The organism is Ferrovibrio sp. GW821-FHT12E11 (assembly GCF_058806975.1).
Map to the genome: position 1 here is coordinate 2,287,858 of NZ_JBXAQG010000001.1, position 15,173 is coordinate 2,303,030.

Annotated in this window: 18 protein-coding genes; 16 read left to right on the forward strand and 2 right to left on the reverse strand. The window is 66.3% G+C overall.

What is annotated here, in order from left to right:
* Window positions 1–17 precede the first annotated feature (17 nt).
* From AC1ROT_RS11440 to AC1ROT_RS11495, 12 genes are all read left to right on the forward strand, one after another.
* On the forward strand, window positions 18–233 hold the full coding sequence (locus AC1ROT_RS11440; RefSeq protein ID WP_492999105.1) for a hypothetical protein: 216 nt from the start codon (window positions 18–20) through the stop codon (window positions 231–233).
* A 5-nt stretch (window positions 234–238) separates the two neighbouring features.
* Window positions 239–1,339 (forward strand): portal protein, encoded by a 1,101-nt coding sequence (locus tag AC1ROT_RS11445; protein WP_492999106.1) that lies wholly within the window; start codon window positions 239–241, stop codon window positions 1,337–1,339.
* Window positions 1,336–2,058, forward strand: coding sequence for a hypothetical protein (locus AC1ROT_RS11450; protein ID WP_492999108.1), 723 nt, complete (start codon window positions 1,336–1,338; stop codon window positions 2,056–2,058). The genes AC1ROT_RS11445 and AC1ROT_RS11450 overlap by 4 nt, the downstream gene beginning before the upstream one ends.
* Window positions 2,059–2,224: 166 nt before the next feature.
* On the forward strand, window positions 2,225–3,079 hold the full coding sequence (locus AC1ROT_RS11455; RefSeq protein ID WP_492999109.1) for a tail fiber protein: 855 nt from the start codon (window positions 2,225–2,227) through the stop codon (window positions 3,077–3,079).
* 65 nt (window positions 3,080–3,144) lie between these two features.
* Window positions 3,145–3,429 (forward strand): hypothetical protein, encoded by a 285-nt coding sequence (locus AC1ROT_RS11460; protein WP_492999110.1) that lies wholly within the window; start codon window positions 3,145–3,147, stop codon window positions 3,427–3,429.
* A complete protein-coding gene (gene terL / locus AC1ROT_RS11465) occupies window positions 3,422–4,942 on the forward strand; it encodes a phage terminase large subunit (RefSeq protein ID WP_492999111.1) in 1,521 nt (506 codons plus the stop codon). The genes AC1ROT_RS11460 and terL overlap by 8 nt, the downstream gene beginning before the upstream one ends.
* 15 nt (window positions 4,943–4,957) lie before the next feature.
* Window positions 4,958–5,263 carry a hypothetical protein gene (locus AC1ROT_RS11470; RefSeq protein ID WP_492999113.1) on the forward strand — a complete coding sequence of 102 codons (306 nt, stop codon included), beginning with the start codon at window positions 4,958–4,960 and terminating at the stop codon, window positions 5,261–5,263.
* Between the two features lies 1 nt (window position 5,264).
* Window positions 5,265–5,708: a cell wall hydrolase gene (locus AC1ROT_RS11475; RefSeq protein WP_492999115.1), complete on the forward strand. Its 444-nt coding sequence runs from the start codon at window positions 5,265–5,267 to the stop codon at window positions 5,706–5,708.
* A gap of 12 nt (window positions 5,709–5,720) precedes the next feature.
* Window positions 5,721–6,125 carry a 3TM-type holin gene (locus AC1ROT_RS11480; RefSeq protein ID WP_492999117.1) on the forward strand — a complete coding sequence of 135 codons (405 nt, stop codon included), beginning with the start codon at window positions 5,721–5,723 and terminating at the stop codon, window positions 6,123–6,125.
* A gap of 145 nt (window positions 6,126–6,270) precedes the next feature.
* The gene (locus AC1ROT_RS11485; protein ID WP_492973648.1) at window positions 6,271–6,621 is read left to right on the forward strand and encodes a DUF952 domain-containing protein; all 351 of its coding nucleotides are present in this window, start codon (window positions 6,271–6,273) and stop codon (window positions 6,619–6,621) included.
* Complete coding sequence (locus AC1ROT_RS11490) at window positions 6,621–7,247, forward strand: 2'-5' RNA ligase family protein (RefSeq protein ID WP_492999118.1); 627 nt, start codon at window positions 6,621–6,623, stop codon at window positions 7,245–7,247. Before AC1ROT_RS11485 ends, AC1ROT_RS11490 begins: the two co-directional genes overlap by 1 nt.
* Window positions 7,244–8,299 carry a quinone-dependent dihydroorotate dehydrogenase gene (locus AC1ROT_RS11495; protein ID WP_492999120.1) on the forward strand — a complete coding sequence of 352 codons (1,056 nt, stop codon included), beginning with the start codon at window positions 7,244–7,246 and terminating at the stop codon, window positions 8,297–8,299. The genes AC1ROT_RS11490 and AC1ROT_RS11495 overlap by 4 nt, the downstream gene beginning before the upstream one ends.
* A 110-nt stretch (window positions 8,300–8,409) precedes the next feature.
* On the opposite strand, the gene AC1ROT_RS11500 is transcribed toward AC1ROT_RS11495, so the two are convergent.
* Window positions 8,410–9,258 (reverse strand): fumarylacetoacetate hydrolase family protein, encoded by an 849-nt coding sequence (locus AC1ROT_RS11500; RefSeq protein WP_492999122.1) that lies wholly within the window; start codon window positions 9,256–9,258, stop codon window positions 8,410–8,412.
* Window positions 9,259–9,431: 173 nt separating this feature from the next.
* Between AC1ROT_RS11500 and AC1ROT_RS11505 the strand changes: the two genes are divergently transcribed.
* The 4 genes from AC1ROT_RS11505 to AC1ROT_RS11520 all read left to right on the forward strand — a co-directional run bounded on the left by AC1ROT_RS11505 (window position 9,432) and on the right by AC1ROT_RS11520 (window position 13,953).
* Window positions 9,432–11,261, forward strand: coding sequence for an ABCB family ABC transporter ATP-binding protein/permease (locus AC1ROT_RS11505; RefSeq protein WP_492999124.1), 1,830 nt, complete (start codon window positions 9,432–9,434; stop codon window positions 11,259–11,261).
* 121 nt (window positions 11,262–11,382) lie between these two features.
* Window positions 11,383–12,075, forward strand: a complete 693-nt coding sequence (locus AC1ROT_RS11510) for a phosphatidylserine decarboxylase (RefSeq protein ID WP_492973643.1) — start codon at window positions 11,383–11,385, stop codon at window positions 12,073–12,075.
* A 49-nt stretch (window positions 12,076–12,124) separates the two neighbouring features.
* Window positions 12,125–12,976, forward strand: coding sequence for a CDP-diacylglycerol--serine O-phosphatidyltransferase (pssA, locus tag AC1ROT_RS11515; protein WP_492999126.1), 852 nt, complete (start codon window positions 12,125–12,127; stop codon window positions 12,974–12,976).
* A gap of 32 nt (window positions 12,977–13,008) precedes the next feature.
* On the forward strand, window positions 13,009–13,953 hold the full coding sequence (locus AC1ROT_RS11520) for a LysR family transcriptional regulator (protein ID WP_492973641.1): 945 nt from the start codon (window positions 13,009–13,011) through the stop codon (window positions 13,951–13,953).
* 14 nt (window positions 13,954–13,967) lie between these two features.
* Here AC1ROT_RS11520 and AC1ROT_RS11525 read toward each other — a convergent pair whose 3' ends face one another.
* Entirely contained in the window at window positions 13,968–15,158 is a 1,191-nt protein-coding gene (locus tag AC1ROT_RS11525; RefSeq protein WP_492999128.1) for an MFS transporter, read from the reverse strand.
* Window positions 15,159–15,173: the final 15 nt, after the last annotated feature.

The window sequence follows — 15,173 nt, forward strand, 5'->3', positions numbered from 1 at the left end:
TGCGAAAGGCCTGCAACATGGGTGGGATTTTCTCTTCGCCGTCACCGCCGCCGCCTCCGCCGCCCATCCCGGCCCCGCCGCCGCCGAGTGAAAGCGAGGCCGAGATCGCCGAACGCGCCGCGCGCGAGCGCCGTCGCCGGTCCCAGGGCGAAACCATCGCCACCTCCTGGCGCGGCCTGGACGACAACGTCGCCGGTGGCGCCCCCGCCGCGAAACGCCTGCTGGGCGAGTGAGTCGCATGTCGATCACCCCCGTCTCCACAGCCGGCGCCACCATCGATCCCTTGCAGACCCTGCTCGATCCGCAGGCGCTGCGCCGCCGCCACAGTCGTGCGCGCAGCCAGCGCGGCAGCTGGGATGCCCTGTGGCAGGATTGCTACGACTATGCGCTGCCGCTGCGTCGTCCCGGCACGGCGGCCGGTTTCAATGCCGGCGGCGGCCGTGTGAACGAGCGGCTGTTCGATGCCACGGCCGCCGATGCCGCGGAGCAGCTTGCCGCAGCCCTGTTATCCCAACTGACGCCGCCATGGTCGCGCTGGTTTGCCTTCCAGCCGGGCCGCGATGTGCCGGAAGCCGAGCATGGCGCCATGGCTGCGGAACTCGACAAAGCTGCCGCCCTGCTGCAGGCGCAATTCGACAAGTCAAATCTCAGTGTCGAGCTTCATCAGGCGTTTCTTGATCTGGTGGTGGCCGGCACCGCCTGTCTGGCCTGCGAGGAAGCAGCGCTCGGCGAGGTCAGCGCCTTCCGCTTCTCCGCGGTGCCGCTGAACGATCTGGTGCTGGAAGAAGGCGTCGGTGGTCGGCTCGATACGGTCTTCCGGCGTCAGGACTACAGCCTGGACCATCTGGCGCTGCGTTATCCGGCGCTGGAACGGCAGGCCTGGTTCGCGGCGCGGCGCCAGCGCGACCCCGAGGCGCGGCCGGCCGCAGCGCTCGGACAGAAATGCGGCATGGACGACCCGGCCCGCCTGGCGGTCGATCTCAAGGGCAACGCCATCACCTGTCAGAACATGTCGGCGGACACTAAGCATCGTATCGGTCATGTCGAAGCGATGGCCGATATCCGCCTCGACACCGCCTATCACTGGTCGGTGCGTGACGAATGCAGCCGCTGCCCGCTGGTCACGCTGTGCCAGGGCGCCTGCCTGTTCCTGGAGGGCGATCTGTGGCGCCAGGCCTGTGACAACAGCTACTGGCACAATCTTGCGGTGCTGGCAGCGTCGCTTTACTGGCTGACGCGGCTGGTGCTGATCGAGATCGACGGTCCGGCGCGGCGGCCGGATCTGCCCGAACACGTCACGGTGATCGATCCGGCCCGTCTGGACGCGGTGGCGGCATGACGCTGCTGCTGCTCAGCACGCCGGCGCGCGCCAGCCTGGCCTGCGCCGTGCAGTTCCGTCGGGCGGCCGAGGCGCTCGATCAGCCGGTGCGCCTGCTGCTGGCCGACGGTGTCGGGGATATCGATCCCGCACAGCCGGCCGGCTTCGCCCTGGCCTGCGACGATCGTCTGGCGGTGGCCGCCGCACGGCTGAACGATCGCCACTGCACCGGTGGCATCGGGGCGCGGCTCAGTGCACATCTGCAGGATCCTGCCATCGGCTTTGCCCTGCTCGGCTTTTACCTCGGCCTGCCGCAGGGCACGACGACGGGTGGTCGCAGCGCATGCGCCAGCCTGCTGCTCACCGCCGGCCGGGCGCAGATCTTCTGGCGCGCCGAGATGGACGAGGCGCGGCAGCGCTATATCGCCCATGGCACGGCGGCCACGGACCTGGCCTCGGCCCTGATCCGGGCCGGCCTGCGCCATGGCAAGGGCTGGGGTCGCGGCATCCTGCATCTGGAAGCGAGCGGAACGGCAGATGGCTTCCACATCACCCGCATCGGCCAGACCGTCGCGCCGGCCTGGCATGCGATGGCCATGGCGGCGGCGCCGGATTTCCATCGCCGTCTGCTGGCGGCCTTGCTGTTCGACACGCCGCTGGATGTGACGCCGCCGGCGCCGGTGATCGTCATCGATCTTGCAGCCGGCGATGTCACCCTGGCCGACAGGCTGGCAGCCTAATGATGGCTGCCGAGATCGCCGCGGCCGCGCTTTTGCTGCTGGTGGCCCTGCTGGTGCAGGACTGAGCCGGAAACGACCAACAACTGAGAAGGAGTCCGCGATGTAAGCCTAGATTTTGCAACCATTAAAAGAACAAATCAGCAACTTTTACAAAGGTATCCTACTCATGACGATCCCCGTTTCCACTGGCAATGCCGAACTGACCTATGAGGGCAACGGCACGACCACGATTTTCGACATTCCCTTTGCCTTCGCTTCGGCGGCTGAGATCGCCGTCTATCTGAACGGCAATCTCGCCGCGGGCGTCAGCGTCTATGGCGCGGGCGATCCGTTCGGCGGCACCGCCGTCTTTGCCGGCGCGCCAGCCAGTGGCGCGGTGGTGCGTATCCGCCGCCTTCAGGTACTGCACGTCTCAACCAACGACCGCACGGCGGGCGCGTTGGCGCAGAAGCTGGTCGCCGGCACCGCCGTCACGCTGACCGAGCAGGCGGATGGCGGCGATGAAACGCTGCGTATCGATGTCGATGCCGGGTCGCTGCTGCCGGTTGGTGCCGTCAGTGCTTTCGCTGGCACGACCGCGCCGACCGGTTGGCTGCTCTGCGACGGCGCGGCAGTCAGCCGCGTGACCTATGCTGCGCTGTTCGCCGTGACCGGCACGGTCTATGGCACCGGCGATAGCAGCACCACCTTCAACCTGCCCGATCTGCGCGGTCGCGTGGTCGCCGGCAAGGACGATATGGGCGGCACCGCGGCCAATCGCCTGACTGCCGGCTCGTCCGCTGGCCTGAACGGCAGCCAGCTTGGCGCGGCCGGTGGCAACCAGCAGCATCAGCTGACTGTCGCTGAACTGGCGTCGCATCGTCATGACGTGCGCGGCGAGCAGGCGGCTGCCTCTGCGGTGAGTGTTCACGTCTACCGCGATGCCGGTGTTGTCATTGGCCACACCGAATTCGCCGGCGGCGACGCACCGCATAATAACACGCAGCCGACCCTGGTGCTGAATTACATCATCAAGGCCTGAGCAACCCGGCCCGGCGGCGCCATCCGCCGGGCCGCCTTTCTGTCGCATCACAATGGAGGCCCCGCATGTCCGAAGAAACCCTGGTCGATCGCTTCGACGTCATCGCGCGCCAGCGGCTTGGCGACCTACAGGAGCAATATGCCCGCATGAGCTTGACCCCACACAAGCCCGGCGATCTGGAGCAGCAGCGCCGCCAGGGCATGCTCAAGGCCATGCTGACCCATATCGCCCTGCTGCAGAAACTGCTCGGCCTCGATCGGGCGGGCCGCAAGGCCGAGCCGCCGGAGGAATACGACCAGGCTGCGCTGGAAGCTTTGCTGGCTGATGCGCGGGGGGCACGCGATGACTGAACTCAGCCCACGCATCCTGCCGCCGGATCTGGCGCAGACCATATCGTTGCGCGATTTCGTCGATGTCTGGAACCGGCGTCAGCGCCTGACCACGCCGGCGCTGCATGACGATGTGATCGCCTGGCTCGAACGCTGCTGGAACGAAAAGCGCCGCGACCTGCTGCTGCTGGTCTTCCGCGATGCCGGCAAGTCGACCCTGGTCGGCCTGTTCGCCGCCTGGCTGCTGCTGCGCGACCCGTCGCTCCGCATCCTGGTTCTGGCGGCCGAGCAGGCGCTGGCGCGCAAGATGGTGCGCAACGTCAAACGCATCATCGAACGCCATCCGCTCACCGTGCGGCTCAAGCCCGACCGGCCGGACCAGTGGGCGGCCGACCAGTTCACCGTGCGCCGCGATGCCGAATGGCGCGATCCCTCGATGCTGGCGCGCGGCCTGCATGGCAATATCACCGGCTGTCGCGCCGATATCGTGCTCTGTGACGATGTCGAAGTGCCCGACACCAGCGACACGCCGCTGAAGCGCGAGGAGCTGCGCGCCCGCCTGGCCGAGATCGATTACGTGCTGGTGCCCGAAGGTACGCAGCTCTATGCCGGCACGCCGCACTCATACTATTCGATCTACGCGCTCGGTCCGCGCAAGGAGATCGGCGAGACCGCACCATTCCTGGACGGTTTCGCGCGCCTCGAACTGCCGGTGCTCGACGAGCGGGGCCAGAGCCGCTGGCCTGAACGCTTCACGCCCGCACGGCTGAACCATATCCGCCGTCGCAGCGGCCCGGCGCGCTTTGCCGCCCAGATGCTGTTGCAGCCGACCTCCACCGAAGACGGCCGCCTCGATCCCGAACGCATCGTGCTCTACAAGGAAGACATCACCGCAGAGATGCTCAGCGGCGATGCCCTGCGACTGAAGCTCGGCGAGCGGCGTCTGGTCTCGGCCAGCTGCTGGTGGGACCCGGCTTTCGGCGCACCACGCAAGGGCGATGGCAGCGTCATCGCCATCGTCTTCACCGATTCCGATGGCGGCTATCACCTGCATCGCATCCGCTGGCTGAAACAGGATGTGCGCGATCCGGCCGATGCCGCCACCCAGCTCTGCCGCCAGGCCGCAGACTTCGCCAGGGAATTCTATGCGCCTGCCATTCGCGTCGAGATCAACGGTCTTGGCCGTTTCCTGCCCGGGCTGCTGCGCAAGGCACTGGCCGAGACCGGCTGCGGCGCCAGCGTGATCGAATGCAGCAGCCGCAAGGCCAAAGCCGTGCGCATCCTGGAGGCTTTCGATGCCGTGCTGGCGGCCGGGGCGCTGCGCGCCCATGACCAGATCACCGAAACGCCTTTCCTGCGCGAAATGCGCGAATGGCGGCCCGGCGGGCAGATGCAGGACGACGGCCTGGACGCGGTGGCCGGATGCCTGGCCAGCGAGCCGGTGCGTGTTGGCCTGCTGCCAGCGCGGCCAGAGCGGCACGACTGGCGCCAGGGTGGCCTGGCCCATCGCGCCGTCACCGATTTCGATGTGTAGGGAAGGAGACGCGCCATGATGACCAGTGAAATCGCCATCGACCTGATGTGGTGGCTCAGCGCCGTCGAACTGCCGGCGCTCGGCGGCCTGTTCTGGCTGACCCAGCATCAGCGCGAACGCCAGGAACTGCTGCTGCACCAGATGCAGGCCGAACAACGTGCCGCGGTAACGGCGACAAGAGCCGCATTGGCCGACTACAAACTCGAGGTCGCCCAGCGCTATGCCTCGATCGGCTACCTCAAGGATGTCGAGACGCGGCTGACCGAACATCTGCTACGCATCGAGGCCAAGCTCGGGCAGCAGACACGGATGGTGTCCTGACATGACAGCCTTCGATCATCCCAACCGCGCGGCGGCTTACGGCGACCAGGCCTTTGCGCTCGATGTGCTGGCGCGCACGCTCTGGGGCGAGGCGCGCGGCGAGGGCACCGATGGCATGCGCGCGGTTGCCAGCATCATTCTCAATCGTGCCGGGCGACCCGGCTGGTGGGGCCGCAGCCTAGCCGAGATATGTCTGAAACCCCGGCAGTTTTCCTGCTGGCTGCCGGGCGATCCCAATCGCGCGAAACTGCTGGCCGTCACCGCGCGCGACCGGGCGTTCGCGCAGGCGCAGCAGATCGCCCAGACGGCGCTGGCCGGCGACCTGCCGGACTACACCTTTGGCGCCACCCATTATCACACGGTGGATACGGCGCCGGCCTGGGCGCGCGGTCGCACGCCCTGCGCGGTGATCGGTCGCCACGCTTTCTATAACGATATCGCCTGACGGGACTCTGCCATGCTCGACAAGCTGCTGCTGGCCAACGTCGCCTCTCCCGTGGAGGCCATCGGGAATGTGTTCGATAAATTGTTTACCTCTGACGAGGAGCGCGCCCAGGCCGAAGCAGTTCTGGAGCGGTTACGGCAACATCCGGCTGAGCTGCAAATCGAATTGAACAAGATCGAGGCGACGCATCGTTCGGTTTTCGTCGCCGGCTGGCGGCCTGCGGTCGGCTGGATCTGTGCGGCTGCCGTGGGCTGGGCCTATATCGGCCATCCGCTGTTCCTCTGGGCGGCGGCGCTGTGGTCGCCGGGCCTGCAGCCGCCGGCGATCCAGACCGACAGCCTGTTCGAACTGGTGCTGGCCATGCTCGGCATGGCCGGTCTGCGCAGCTTCGAGAAAACCGCGGGGCGGACGAAGTGAGGGGTCGTCTGCTCTCCGTCATGCCACGCTTGCGTGGCATCCACGACTTGCTTACGGCCGGGAAAGACGTGGATACCACCGCTGCGCGTTGGCATGACGCGGAGAAGGAGAGCGGGGTGACGTCCCGCGTGGCTTCTGCTATCCCATGCCGATGACCACGATCTATCGCATCATCACCGAATCCGACTGGGCGGCGGCACAGGCGGCGGGCGCTTTTACCGGCACGGCCCATGATATCCGCGACGGCTTCATCCATTTCTCCACGGCGCAGCAGGCGGCCGACACGGCCGCGAAGCATTATGCCGGCCTGGCCGGCCTGCTGCTGCTCGCCGTCGACACCGCGGTGCTGACGGCGCCGTTGAAATGGGAGAAATCGCGCAACGACGATCTCTTCCCCCATCTCTATGGGCCGCTTCCCGTTGCAGCGGTCCATCGCGTCGAAAAACTGCCGCTCGATCCGGCCACCGGCCGTCATGTCTTCCCGGAGCTGGCGTGATGAACGGCTTCGTCGCCGATCCGCTGTGGAACCGGCCGGCGATCTCCTACACGCTGTTCGCCCTCGCCGATGCGGCGACACAGGCCGCCATCGCGCCGGTTACCGCTGCGCTGGCCGCCGCCGCCGGCGGTGCCGCGCCGCTGCATCTGCCGCCGCCGGATACGCTGCATCTGTCGCTCTACAGCATGGCGCCGGTGCGCAGTAATTTCGACAAGGATGCGTTCTGGACAACCGTCGCGGCGGTCTCGCGGGCCACGCTGGAACAGTGGTGCGCCGATCATGCCCCCTTCACCCTGCGCTTCACCGCGCTGCGGGCCATGCCGACGGCCGTGATCGCCGTGGCCGAACCGGCCGAACCGGTCTGGGACCTGCGCCGGCGCATGGCGGCCGGCGTGCCGCCGCCACCCGGTGGCGTCAACACATATGATCTGATTCACATCACCGTCGCCCGCTATGCGCAGCCGGACCGGCTGCCGGCAGATTTTGCGGCCCGGGTCGCCGCCATTCCGCTCGATCTGCCCTTCGCGGTGCGCGCCATATCCCTGATGCGCGAGACCGTCTATCCCGCGCTCGCCTTTGAAACGCTGGACAGCGTGCCGCTGCGCGCCATGGAGCCCGTATCATGAGCCTGTACAAAACCCTGATCTGGCCGCTGGTGCGTTATGTCGATGCCGAGACCGCCCATCGCGCCACGCTCAAACTGTTGTCCTGCGCGCCGCTGCCGCCGGCGCCCAAGGACGACCCGGTGCTGGCCACCACCTTGTTCGGCCGCAGCCTGACCAATCCGGTCGGCCTCGCCGCCGGTTTTGACAAGAATGCCGAAGTGCCCGATGCCATGCTGCAGCTCGGCTTCGGCTTCGTCGAAGTGGGCGGCATCACGCCGCAGCCGCAGTCGGGCAATCCGCGCCCGCGCGTCTTCCGCCTGGAGGAAGACCGCGCTGTGATCAACCGCATGGGCTTCAACAACGACGGCCTCGCTGTCGCCGCCGCGCGGCTGGAGGCGCGGCGCGCCAATCTCAAAGGGGGCCAGCCTGGGCTGCTCGGCGTCAATCTCGGCGCGAATAAAGACTCCGCCGACCGTCCCGGCGATTATGCGATCAGTTACGCGCGGCTCGCCGCGCTCAGTGGTTTCGCGGTGGTCAATGTCTCCTCGCCCAACACGCCGGGCCTGCGCAATCTCCAGGGTCGCGAGGAGCTGACGGCCTTGCTGGCGCGGCTGCAGCCGCTGCACGAGCAGTATAAAACGCCGCTGCTGGTCAAGATCGCGCCCGACCTCGCCGATGAAGACATCCAGGCGGTGGCGCAGCTGGCTGTGAATTTCCGGCTGGATGGCATCGTCGCCACCAACACTACGATTGCGCGACCGGCCACGCTGGAAAGCCGCAACTATAAAGAGACCGGCGGGCTGTCGGGACAGCCGCTGTTCGAGCCTTCGACCGCCGTGCTGCGGCAGCTTTACTCTTACGTCGGCGGCAAGGTGCCGCTGATCGGCGTCGGTGGTATTGCCTCGGGTGAACAGGCCTATGCCAAGATCCGCGCCGGCGCCTCGGCCGTACAGCTCTACTCGGCGCTGGTCTATGAAGGTCCGGGCCTGGTGACGCGCATCAAGGCCGAGCTGGCGGCGCTGCTCAAGCGCGATGGCTTCAAGAGCGTCGCCGAGGCGGTGGGGAAAGGGTAACCTCCGCCTCTCGTCATGCCACCGCTGACGCGTTGGCATGACGGTTTGGAGGCAGAAACGAAACGGGGTGCCTGAAGCGCCCCGTTGGCACTCAGAGTAAAGCGGACCGCTTACGCGTTTTTCACCGGATTGCGCAGCAGGCCGACCTTCTCGATCTCGATCTCGATGATGTCGCCATCCTTCATGTAGACCGGCGGGTTGCGCTTGGTGCCGACGCCGCCCGGCGTGCCGGTGGCGATCACGTCGCCAGGTTCCAGCGGCGTGAAGGTGGTCACATACTTGATGATCTTGCGGATGTTAAAGGTCATCAGTTCGGTATTGGACTTCTGCATCACCTGGCCGTTCAGGCGGCTCTGGATTTCCAGGGCCTGGGCATCGGGGATCTCGTCCGCGGTCACCATCCAGGGGCCGAAGCCGCCGGTGGCGTTGAAGTTCTTGCCCGGGGTGAACTGGCCGGTATGGGTCTGCCAGTCGCGCACCGAGCCGTCGTTGTAGCAGCTGTAGCCGGCGACGATGCTGAAGGCATCGTCTTCGGAGACCTTGTAGCCGCGCTTGCCGATAATGACGGCCAGCTCGGCCTCGTAATCCAGCTTGTCGGATTCGGCAGGCTTCAGCAGGGGCTGGTCATGGGCAACCTGGCTTTCCGGGAAGCGCACGAAGATGGTGGGATGGCCCGGCGGCTCGCGGCCCATCTCGCGGCGGTGTTCGTCGTAATTGACGCCGACGCAGACGATCTTGCCGGGATTGGGCACCACCGGCAGCAGCACCGTGCCCTTGTAGGGCAGGTCGGCGGTCGCACCCTTGGCAGCGGCTTCCACTTCGGCCAGTGCGCCGGCCTTCAGCACCGCGACCAGGTCGGGGTATTTCGTCCCCAGCTTGGCGCCCACATCGACGATCCCGTCCCCCGAGACCACGCCATACGAGCCCTTGCCATTTCGGACGAAGCTCACCACTTTCATCGCACTGCTCCCTTGAAGCCTAACAGGAAAATAACGTGGATTATTCGGGGGCAGACGATAGGCTCCGCCCGCCTTGCCGATCAAGTCCCCGGACCAATTTCGCCCCTGAACCAATCCGGGTCAAACCGGTTCGCGCCAGCCCAACCTAATCAATCGCCCCAGCCCTGCCCATCATGACCGACTTGAAAAAATCGCTACCAGCCTTGCTGATTCCGCGACTCTGGCCCGCGGGTCGCCCCGATCTGCGCCGCCGGGTGGTGATCGCCTTCGTCTTCCTGGTGGCGGCCAAGCTGATCAATGTTGCAGTGCCATATCTGTTCAAGCAGGTGGTCGACCTGCTGGACCATGGCTTTTCCGCCGGCCAGATCGCCGTCACCGCGGTGATCGGCCTGGTGGTCGCCTATGGTCTCGCCCGCATGGGTGCCCAGGCCTTCGGCGAGCTGCGCGACGCGGTTTTCGCCAAGGTGGCCCAGGCCGCCATCCGCGATCTGGCGCTGGAGACCTTCAACCACCTGCATGCGCTGAGCCTGCGGTTCCATCTGGAGCGCCAGACCGGCGGCCTCTCCCGCGTGATCGAACGTGGTACCAAGGGCATCCAGTTCGTTTTGCAGTTCATGACCTTCAACATCGTGCCGACCATCGTGGAGATCGCGCTGGTCGGCGGCGTGCTGTGGTGGCTCTACGGCTGGGTCTTTGCCGTCATCACGGTCAGCACCATCGGCGGCTATATCTGGTACACGCTGGCGATCACCGAATGGCGCACCAAATACCGCCGCCAGATGAATGACGAGGACCAGCGTGCCAATACCCGCGCGGTCGACAGCCTGCTGAATTATGAGACGGTGAAGTATTTCACCAACGAGGCCCATGAGGCGCATCGCTTCGACGAGGCGCTGCAGCGCTACGAAACCGCCGCGGTCAAAAGCCAGACCACGCTGGCCCTGCTCAATCTCGGCCAGGGCGCCATCATCTCGGTCGGCCTGATCGCGGTGATGAGCCTGTCGGTGCTCGGCATGCGCGACGGCACCATGACGCTCGGCGACCTGGTGATGGTCAATGCCTACCTGATCCAGCTTTATCTGCCGCTGAATTTCCTCGGCTTTGCCTATCGCGAGATCAAGCAGGGCCTGATCGATATGGAGGCGATGTTCACGCTGCTGGTGGTGCCCACGGAAGTGCAGGATGCGCCCGATGCGCCGGCGCTGCAGGTGCCGCGCGGCGAGGTGGCGTTCAGCGATGTACGTTTCGCCTACGATCCGCGTCGCGAAATCCTGCAGGGCGTCAGCTTCCGCATCGCGCCCGGCAAGAAGATCGCGGTCGTTGGCTCTTCGGGCGCCGGCAAGTCGACGCTGTCGCGTCTGCTCTACCGCTTCTACGATATCCAGTCGGGCAGCATCACCATCGACGGCCAGGATATCCGTGGCGTCACGCAGCTCAGTCTGCGCCAGGCCATCGGCATCGTGCCGCAGGATACCGTGCTGTTCAACGACACCATCCTTTACAACATCCGCTATGGCCGTGTCGGCGCCTCCGATGCGGATGTGGCGCAGGCGGCCCGCGATGCCCGGCTCGATCACCTGATCGCCCGCCTGCCCGATGGCATGCAGACCATGGTGGGCGAACGCGGCCTCAAATTGTCCGGCGGCGAGAAGCAGCGCGTGGCGATTGCGCGTGCGCTGCTGAAGAACCCGAAGATCATGGTGTTCGACGAGGCGACCTCGGCACTCGATACCCATACCGAACGCGAGATCCAGGCAGCGCTCAGCCGCGCCGCCGAAGGCTGCACCACGCTGGTGATCGCGCACCGGCTGTCCACTGTTGTGGATGCCGACGAGATCATCGTGCTGGAGCAGGGCCAGATCGCCGAACGCGGCCGCCATCATGCGCTGCTGGCCCAGGGCGGGCTCTATGCCGCGCTCTGGCACAAGCAGCAGGAAGCCCGCGATCGCGAGGCCAAGGCCGGCACCGAAAGCGCCGCTATCCTCTCGGCGGCGGGCGACTGAGCCGCCGGCGGGGCCAAAATCGCCCAAAGTCCTGCCCCGGCAGGTCTTTAAGACGGGGCCGGCAATCGCTACATTGCACCCGCGTCATACGTCCCGTTCCGACTGAAGGAAGACTGCGTCCATGGACACGATCCGTTCCGTTCTGGTGCCGATCCACCGCGAAGGCTGGAAGTTCATCGCCATCTTCGCGATCGTCACCCTGATCCTGTTCTGGATCGCCACCCCGCTGGGCTGGCTCGGCGTCATCCTCACCTGCTGGTGCGCCTATTTCTTCCGCGACCCGCCGCGCGTTACGCCCGATCGCGCCGGCCTTCTCATTTCGCCGGCCGATGGCGTGGTGCAGATGATCGAGCGCGCCGCGCCGCCCGAAGAGCTCGGCATGGGGTCCGACCCGCTGATGCGCATCTCGGTATTCATGAATGTCTTCGACGTGCATGTGAACCGCGCCCCGGCCGAGGGTGTGGTGACGGCGCTCGCCTATCGTCCGGGCAAGTTCCTCAATGCCGCGCTCGACAAGGCCAGCATCGACAACGAGCGCCAGTCCATGCGACTCAAGCTGACCTCGGGCAAGGAGATCGCCGTCGTCCAGATCGCCGGCCTGGTCGCCCGCCGTATTCTTTGTGAAGCCCGCGAGGGCGAAACCTACAAGGCCGGCGAACGGTTCGGCCTGATCCGCTTTGGCAGCCGCGTCGATGTCTATCTCGATGACGGCATGGTGCCGCTGGCCATCGTCGGCCAGCGCTGCATCGCCGGCGAGACCGTGATCGCCGAGGATGGCGCCACCGAGCAGCCGCGGACGGGTACGGTCCGTTAATACGACTGTAAGATCGCCGGACTAGTCTGGCGGCGACAGGAGAGCCACGATGCCGATGAAGCCGATCAAGCTGCGCAACCTGCCGCTCAACACGCTGGCGCCAAATATCCTCACCATCATCGCGCTCTGTTCAGGGCTGACGGCGATCCGCTTTGCCATCATGGGGCAGTTCAAGTTCGCGGTGATGGCGATTGCCACCGCCGCCCTGTTCGACATGCTGGACGGCCGCGTTGCCCGCCTGCTGAAAGGCGCGTCGAAATTCGGCGCCGAGCTGGATTCGCTGTCGGACTTCCTCTGCTTCGGCGTGGCGCCGGCGATGGTGCTGTATTTCTGGACGCTCAACACGCTCGGCGGCGGCAATACCGGCTGGGTGGTGGTGCTGGCCTTCGCGGTCTGCGCGGCGCTCCGTCTGGCGCGCTTCAATACCGCGCTCGACGATGACCAGAAGCCGCAATGGACCGGCAGCTTCTTCACCGGTATTCCGGCGCCGGCGGGTGCGGGCCTCAGCCTGCTGTTTCTGATTATCAGCCTGGAGCTGGACAGCGAGTTCTTCCGTTCGGCCGGCCTGAATGCGATCTGGATGCTGGTCATCGGCGGCATGATGGTCAGCCGCGTGCCGACCTATTCCTTCAAGCGCGTCCGCGTGCCGCGCGAATATATCGGCCTGGTGCTGCTCGGCGTCGGCCTGCTGGTCGCCGGCCTGCTCAATCAGCCCTGGTATACGCTGGCGGCGATGGAGATCGCCTATATCGCCTCGATCCCCTTCTCGGTGAAGGCTCATGACCGGCTGAAGCGTGGCGATGGCAGCGTACCGGCCGGGCCCGACCAGCCTGCACCGGTTACGACGGTCGAGCCGGCAGCCGTGGAATCCGGCGAACCGCCGCGCAGCAGTCTGCACTAGCGTTTTTCATACGATCCCGCCATTTTCGCGCCATGGATCGCCTGCGTGACATGGAAATCTTCGCCGCTGTTGCCATTACCGGCAGCCTGTCGGCCGCGGCGCGGCGCCTCAATCTTTCCATTCCGGTGGTGAGCAAGCAGCTGGCGCAGCTCGAACGCCGGCTCGGGGCGCGGCTGATCAACCGCACGACGCGGAAATTAGCGCTGACCGAGGACGGCCTCGCCTTCTTCGAACGCTGCAAGACCATCCTCGCCGATGTCGCCGATGCCGAGCAGGCGATTGCCGGCGCCGACGGACGGCTGACCGGCACCATCCGCATCACCGCGCCGGTGGCCTTCGGCCGCGCCTGGATCACGCCGCTGATCGCCGCCTTCGCCGCCAAGCATCCGCAACTCAGCTTCCATCTGCAGCTCACCGACACGGTGGTCGATCTGCTGGAGGAGAATATCGACCTGGCGCTGCGCATGGGCGATCTGGCGGATTCTTCGCTGCGCACGCGCCGGCTGGTGTCGAACCAGCGGCTGATCTGCGGCGCGCCGGCCTATCTGAAAAAACGCGGCACGCCGCAGACGCTGGCCGACCTGGCCGCGCATGACTGCATCGCCATCTGCGGCACCGGCCCGGGCCAGGTCTGGCGCTTCACCGGCGACACGGAAGAAAGCGCCCTGCGCATCAACGGGCGTCTGGCCGCCAACAATGGCGAGGTCGCCTATGCCTGGACCCTGGCCGGCCTGGGCCTGGCGCAGAAATCGATCTGGGATGTGGCCGACGATCTGAACAGCGGCCGGCTGGTCGCGGTGCTGGCCGCCTATCGCCGCGACGAGGATGTCCATGCGGTGTTTCCGCCGGGCCGACAGGTGCCACATCGCGTCACTTGTTTTGTCGATTTCCTGACAAAGGAGCTGCAGGCGGCGGAACGCAAGCTGCTTGGTCCCGCCGCCGTGCGGGCGAAAAAGGAACGCGCCAGCCGGAGCTGACGCGTTTTCGTTGTTTACGCCGAGGCTTGCGCCGGCTTCAGCACCGCGCGGTCGCCGAGATAGCCGAGCGCGGTCGCGGCCAGACCGATCAGCGCCAGCCCGGCGCCGCCCAGCGCCGTCGCGGCAATGCCGAAGCCCTGCGTGATCATCAGGCCGCCGACCCAGGCGCCGATGGCGTTGCCGAGATTGAAGGCGCCGATGTTGAGCGTGGCCGCCAGGGCTGCCGCATCGGCGGCCTTGTCCAGCACACGGGTCTGCAGGCCGGGCACGGTGGCGAAACCGAATACGCCGACCAGCGTGACGAGGATCAGCACCGGCACCAGCTGCGCAGCGAACAGATACTGCGCGACCAGCACCAGGATCAGCAGGGCGAGAATGCCCATCAGGCCGGGCATCAGGCTACGGTCGGCGACCTTGCCACCCAGCGTGTTGCCGATGGTGACGCCGACACCGAACAGCACCAGTGCCACGGTCACCATGGTCTGGGTCGTGCCGGTGATGTCGAGTAGTAGCGGTGCCACATAGGTGAAGGCGGCAAACACGCCGGCGAAACCGAACACGGTGGTCAGCAGGGCCAGCAGCACGGCGGGCTTCATGGCCACGCGCAGCTCGCGCAGGAAGTTGGAGTCTTCGACCTTGGCGATGCGCGGCACCAGCAGCGCAACCGCCGCCATGGCGATCACGCCCAGGCCGGAGATCGCCCAGAAGGTTGAGCGCCAGCCATAGGCATCGCCCAGCAGCTTGCCGAACGGTACGCCGAGGATATTGGCAATGGTCAGGCCGGTGAACATCAGCGCCACCGCACCGGCACGCCTGTCCGGCGCCACCAGGCCGGCGGCGACCACCGAGCCGACACCGAAGAAGCTGCCATGGGTGAAGCTGGTGACCACGCGGGCCGCCATCATCAGGCCATAACCCGGCGCGATGGCGCAGAGGATGTTGCCGATGGTGAACAGCGCCATCAGCGCTAGCAGCAGGGCTTTGCGCGGAATGCGGCCGGTCAGCGCGGCGAGCAGGGGCGCGCCGATGGCGACGCCGAGCGCATAGCCGGTGACCAGCAGGCCGGCATCGGGCACCGAGACGGCGAAGTCCTGGCTGAGCTGCGGCAGCAGACCCATGATGACGAATTCGGTGGTGCCGATCGCAAAGGCGCTGACCGACAGCGCCGCAATGGCAATCGTGGATGATCGTTGGGTGGACGACATGGGAGGCTCCTGAGG

Excerpts from the sequence above, each read along its gene's own strand:
- AC1ROT_RS11440 (WP_492999105.1), top strand. The coding sequence starts at position 18 with ATGGGTGGGATTTTCTCTTCGCCGTCACCGCCGCCGCCTCCGCCGCCC.
- AC1ROT_RS11445 (WP_492999106.1), top strand. The coding sequence starts at position 239 with ATGTCGATCACCCCCGTCTCCACAGCCGGCGCCACCATCGATCCCTTG.
- AC1ROT_RS11450 (WP_492999108.1), top strand. The coding sequence starts at position 1,336 with ATGACGCTGCTGCTGCTCAGCACGCCGGCGCGCGCCAGCCTGGCCTGC.
- AC1ROT_RS11455 (WP_492999109.1), top strand. The coding sequence starts at position 2,225 with ATGACGATCCCCGTTTCCACTGGCAATGCCGAACTGACCTATGAGGGC.
- AC1ROT_RS11460 (WP_492999110.1), top strand. The coding sequence starts at position 3,145 with ATGTCCGAAGAAACCCTGGTCGATCGCTTCGACGTCATCGCGCGCCAG.
- terL (WP_492999111.1), top strand. The coding sequence starts at position 3,422 with ATGACTGAACTCAGCCCACGCATCCTGCCGCCGGATCTGGCGCAGACC.
- AC1ROT_RS11470 (WP_492999113.1), top strand. The coding sequence starts at position 4,958 with ATGATGACCAGTGAAATCGCCATCGACCTGATGTGGTGGCTCAGCGCC.
- AC1ROT_RS11475 (WP_492999115.1), top strand. The coding sequence starts at position 5,265 with ATGACAGCCTTCGATCATCCCAACCGCGCGGCGGCTTACGGCGACCAG.
- AC1ROT_RS11480 (WP_492999117.1), top strand. The coding sequence starts at position 5,721 with ATGCTCGACAAGCTGCTGCTGGCCAACGTCGCCTCTCCCGTGGAGGCC.
- AC1ROT_RS11485 (WP_492973648.1), top strand. The coding sequence starts at position 6,271 with ATGCCGATGACCACGATCTATCGCATCATCACCGAATCCGACTGGGCG.
- AC1ROT_RS11490 (WP_492999118.1), top strand. The coding sequence starts at position 6,621 with ATGAACGGCTTCGTCGCCGATCCGCTGTGGAACCGGCCGGCGATCTCC.
- AC1ROT_RS11495 (WP_492999120.1), top strand. The coding sequence starts at position 7,244 with ATGAGCCTGTACAAAACCCTGATCTGGCCGCTGGTGCGTTATGTCGAT.
- AC1ROT_RS11500 (WP_492999122.1), bottom strand. The coding sequence starts at position 9,258 with ATGAAAGTGGTGAGCTTCGTCCGAAATGGCAAGGGCTCGTATGGCGTG.
- AC1ROT_RS11505 (WP_492999124.1), top strand. The coding sequence starts at position 9,432 with ATGACCGACTTGAAAAAATCGCTACCAGCCTTGCTGATTCCGCGACTC.
- AC1ROT_RS11510 (WP_492973643.1), top strand. The coding sequence starts at position 11,383 with ATGGACACGATCCGTTCCGTTCTGGTGCCGATCCACCGCGAAGGCTGG.
- pssA (WP_492999126.1), top strand. The coding sequence starts at position 12,125 with ATGCCGATGAAGCCGATCAAGCTGCGCAACCTGCCGCTCAACACGCTG.
- AC1ROT_RS11520 (WP_492973641.1), top strand. The coding sequence starts at position 13,009 with ATGGATCGCCTGCGTGACATGGAAATCTTCGCCGCTGTTGCCATTACC.
- AC1ROT_RS11525 (WP_492999128.1), bottom strand. The coding sequence starts at position 15,158 with ATGTCGTCCACCCAACGATCATCCACGATTGCCATTGCGGCGCTGTCG.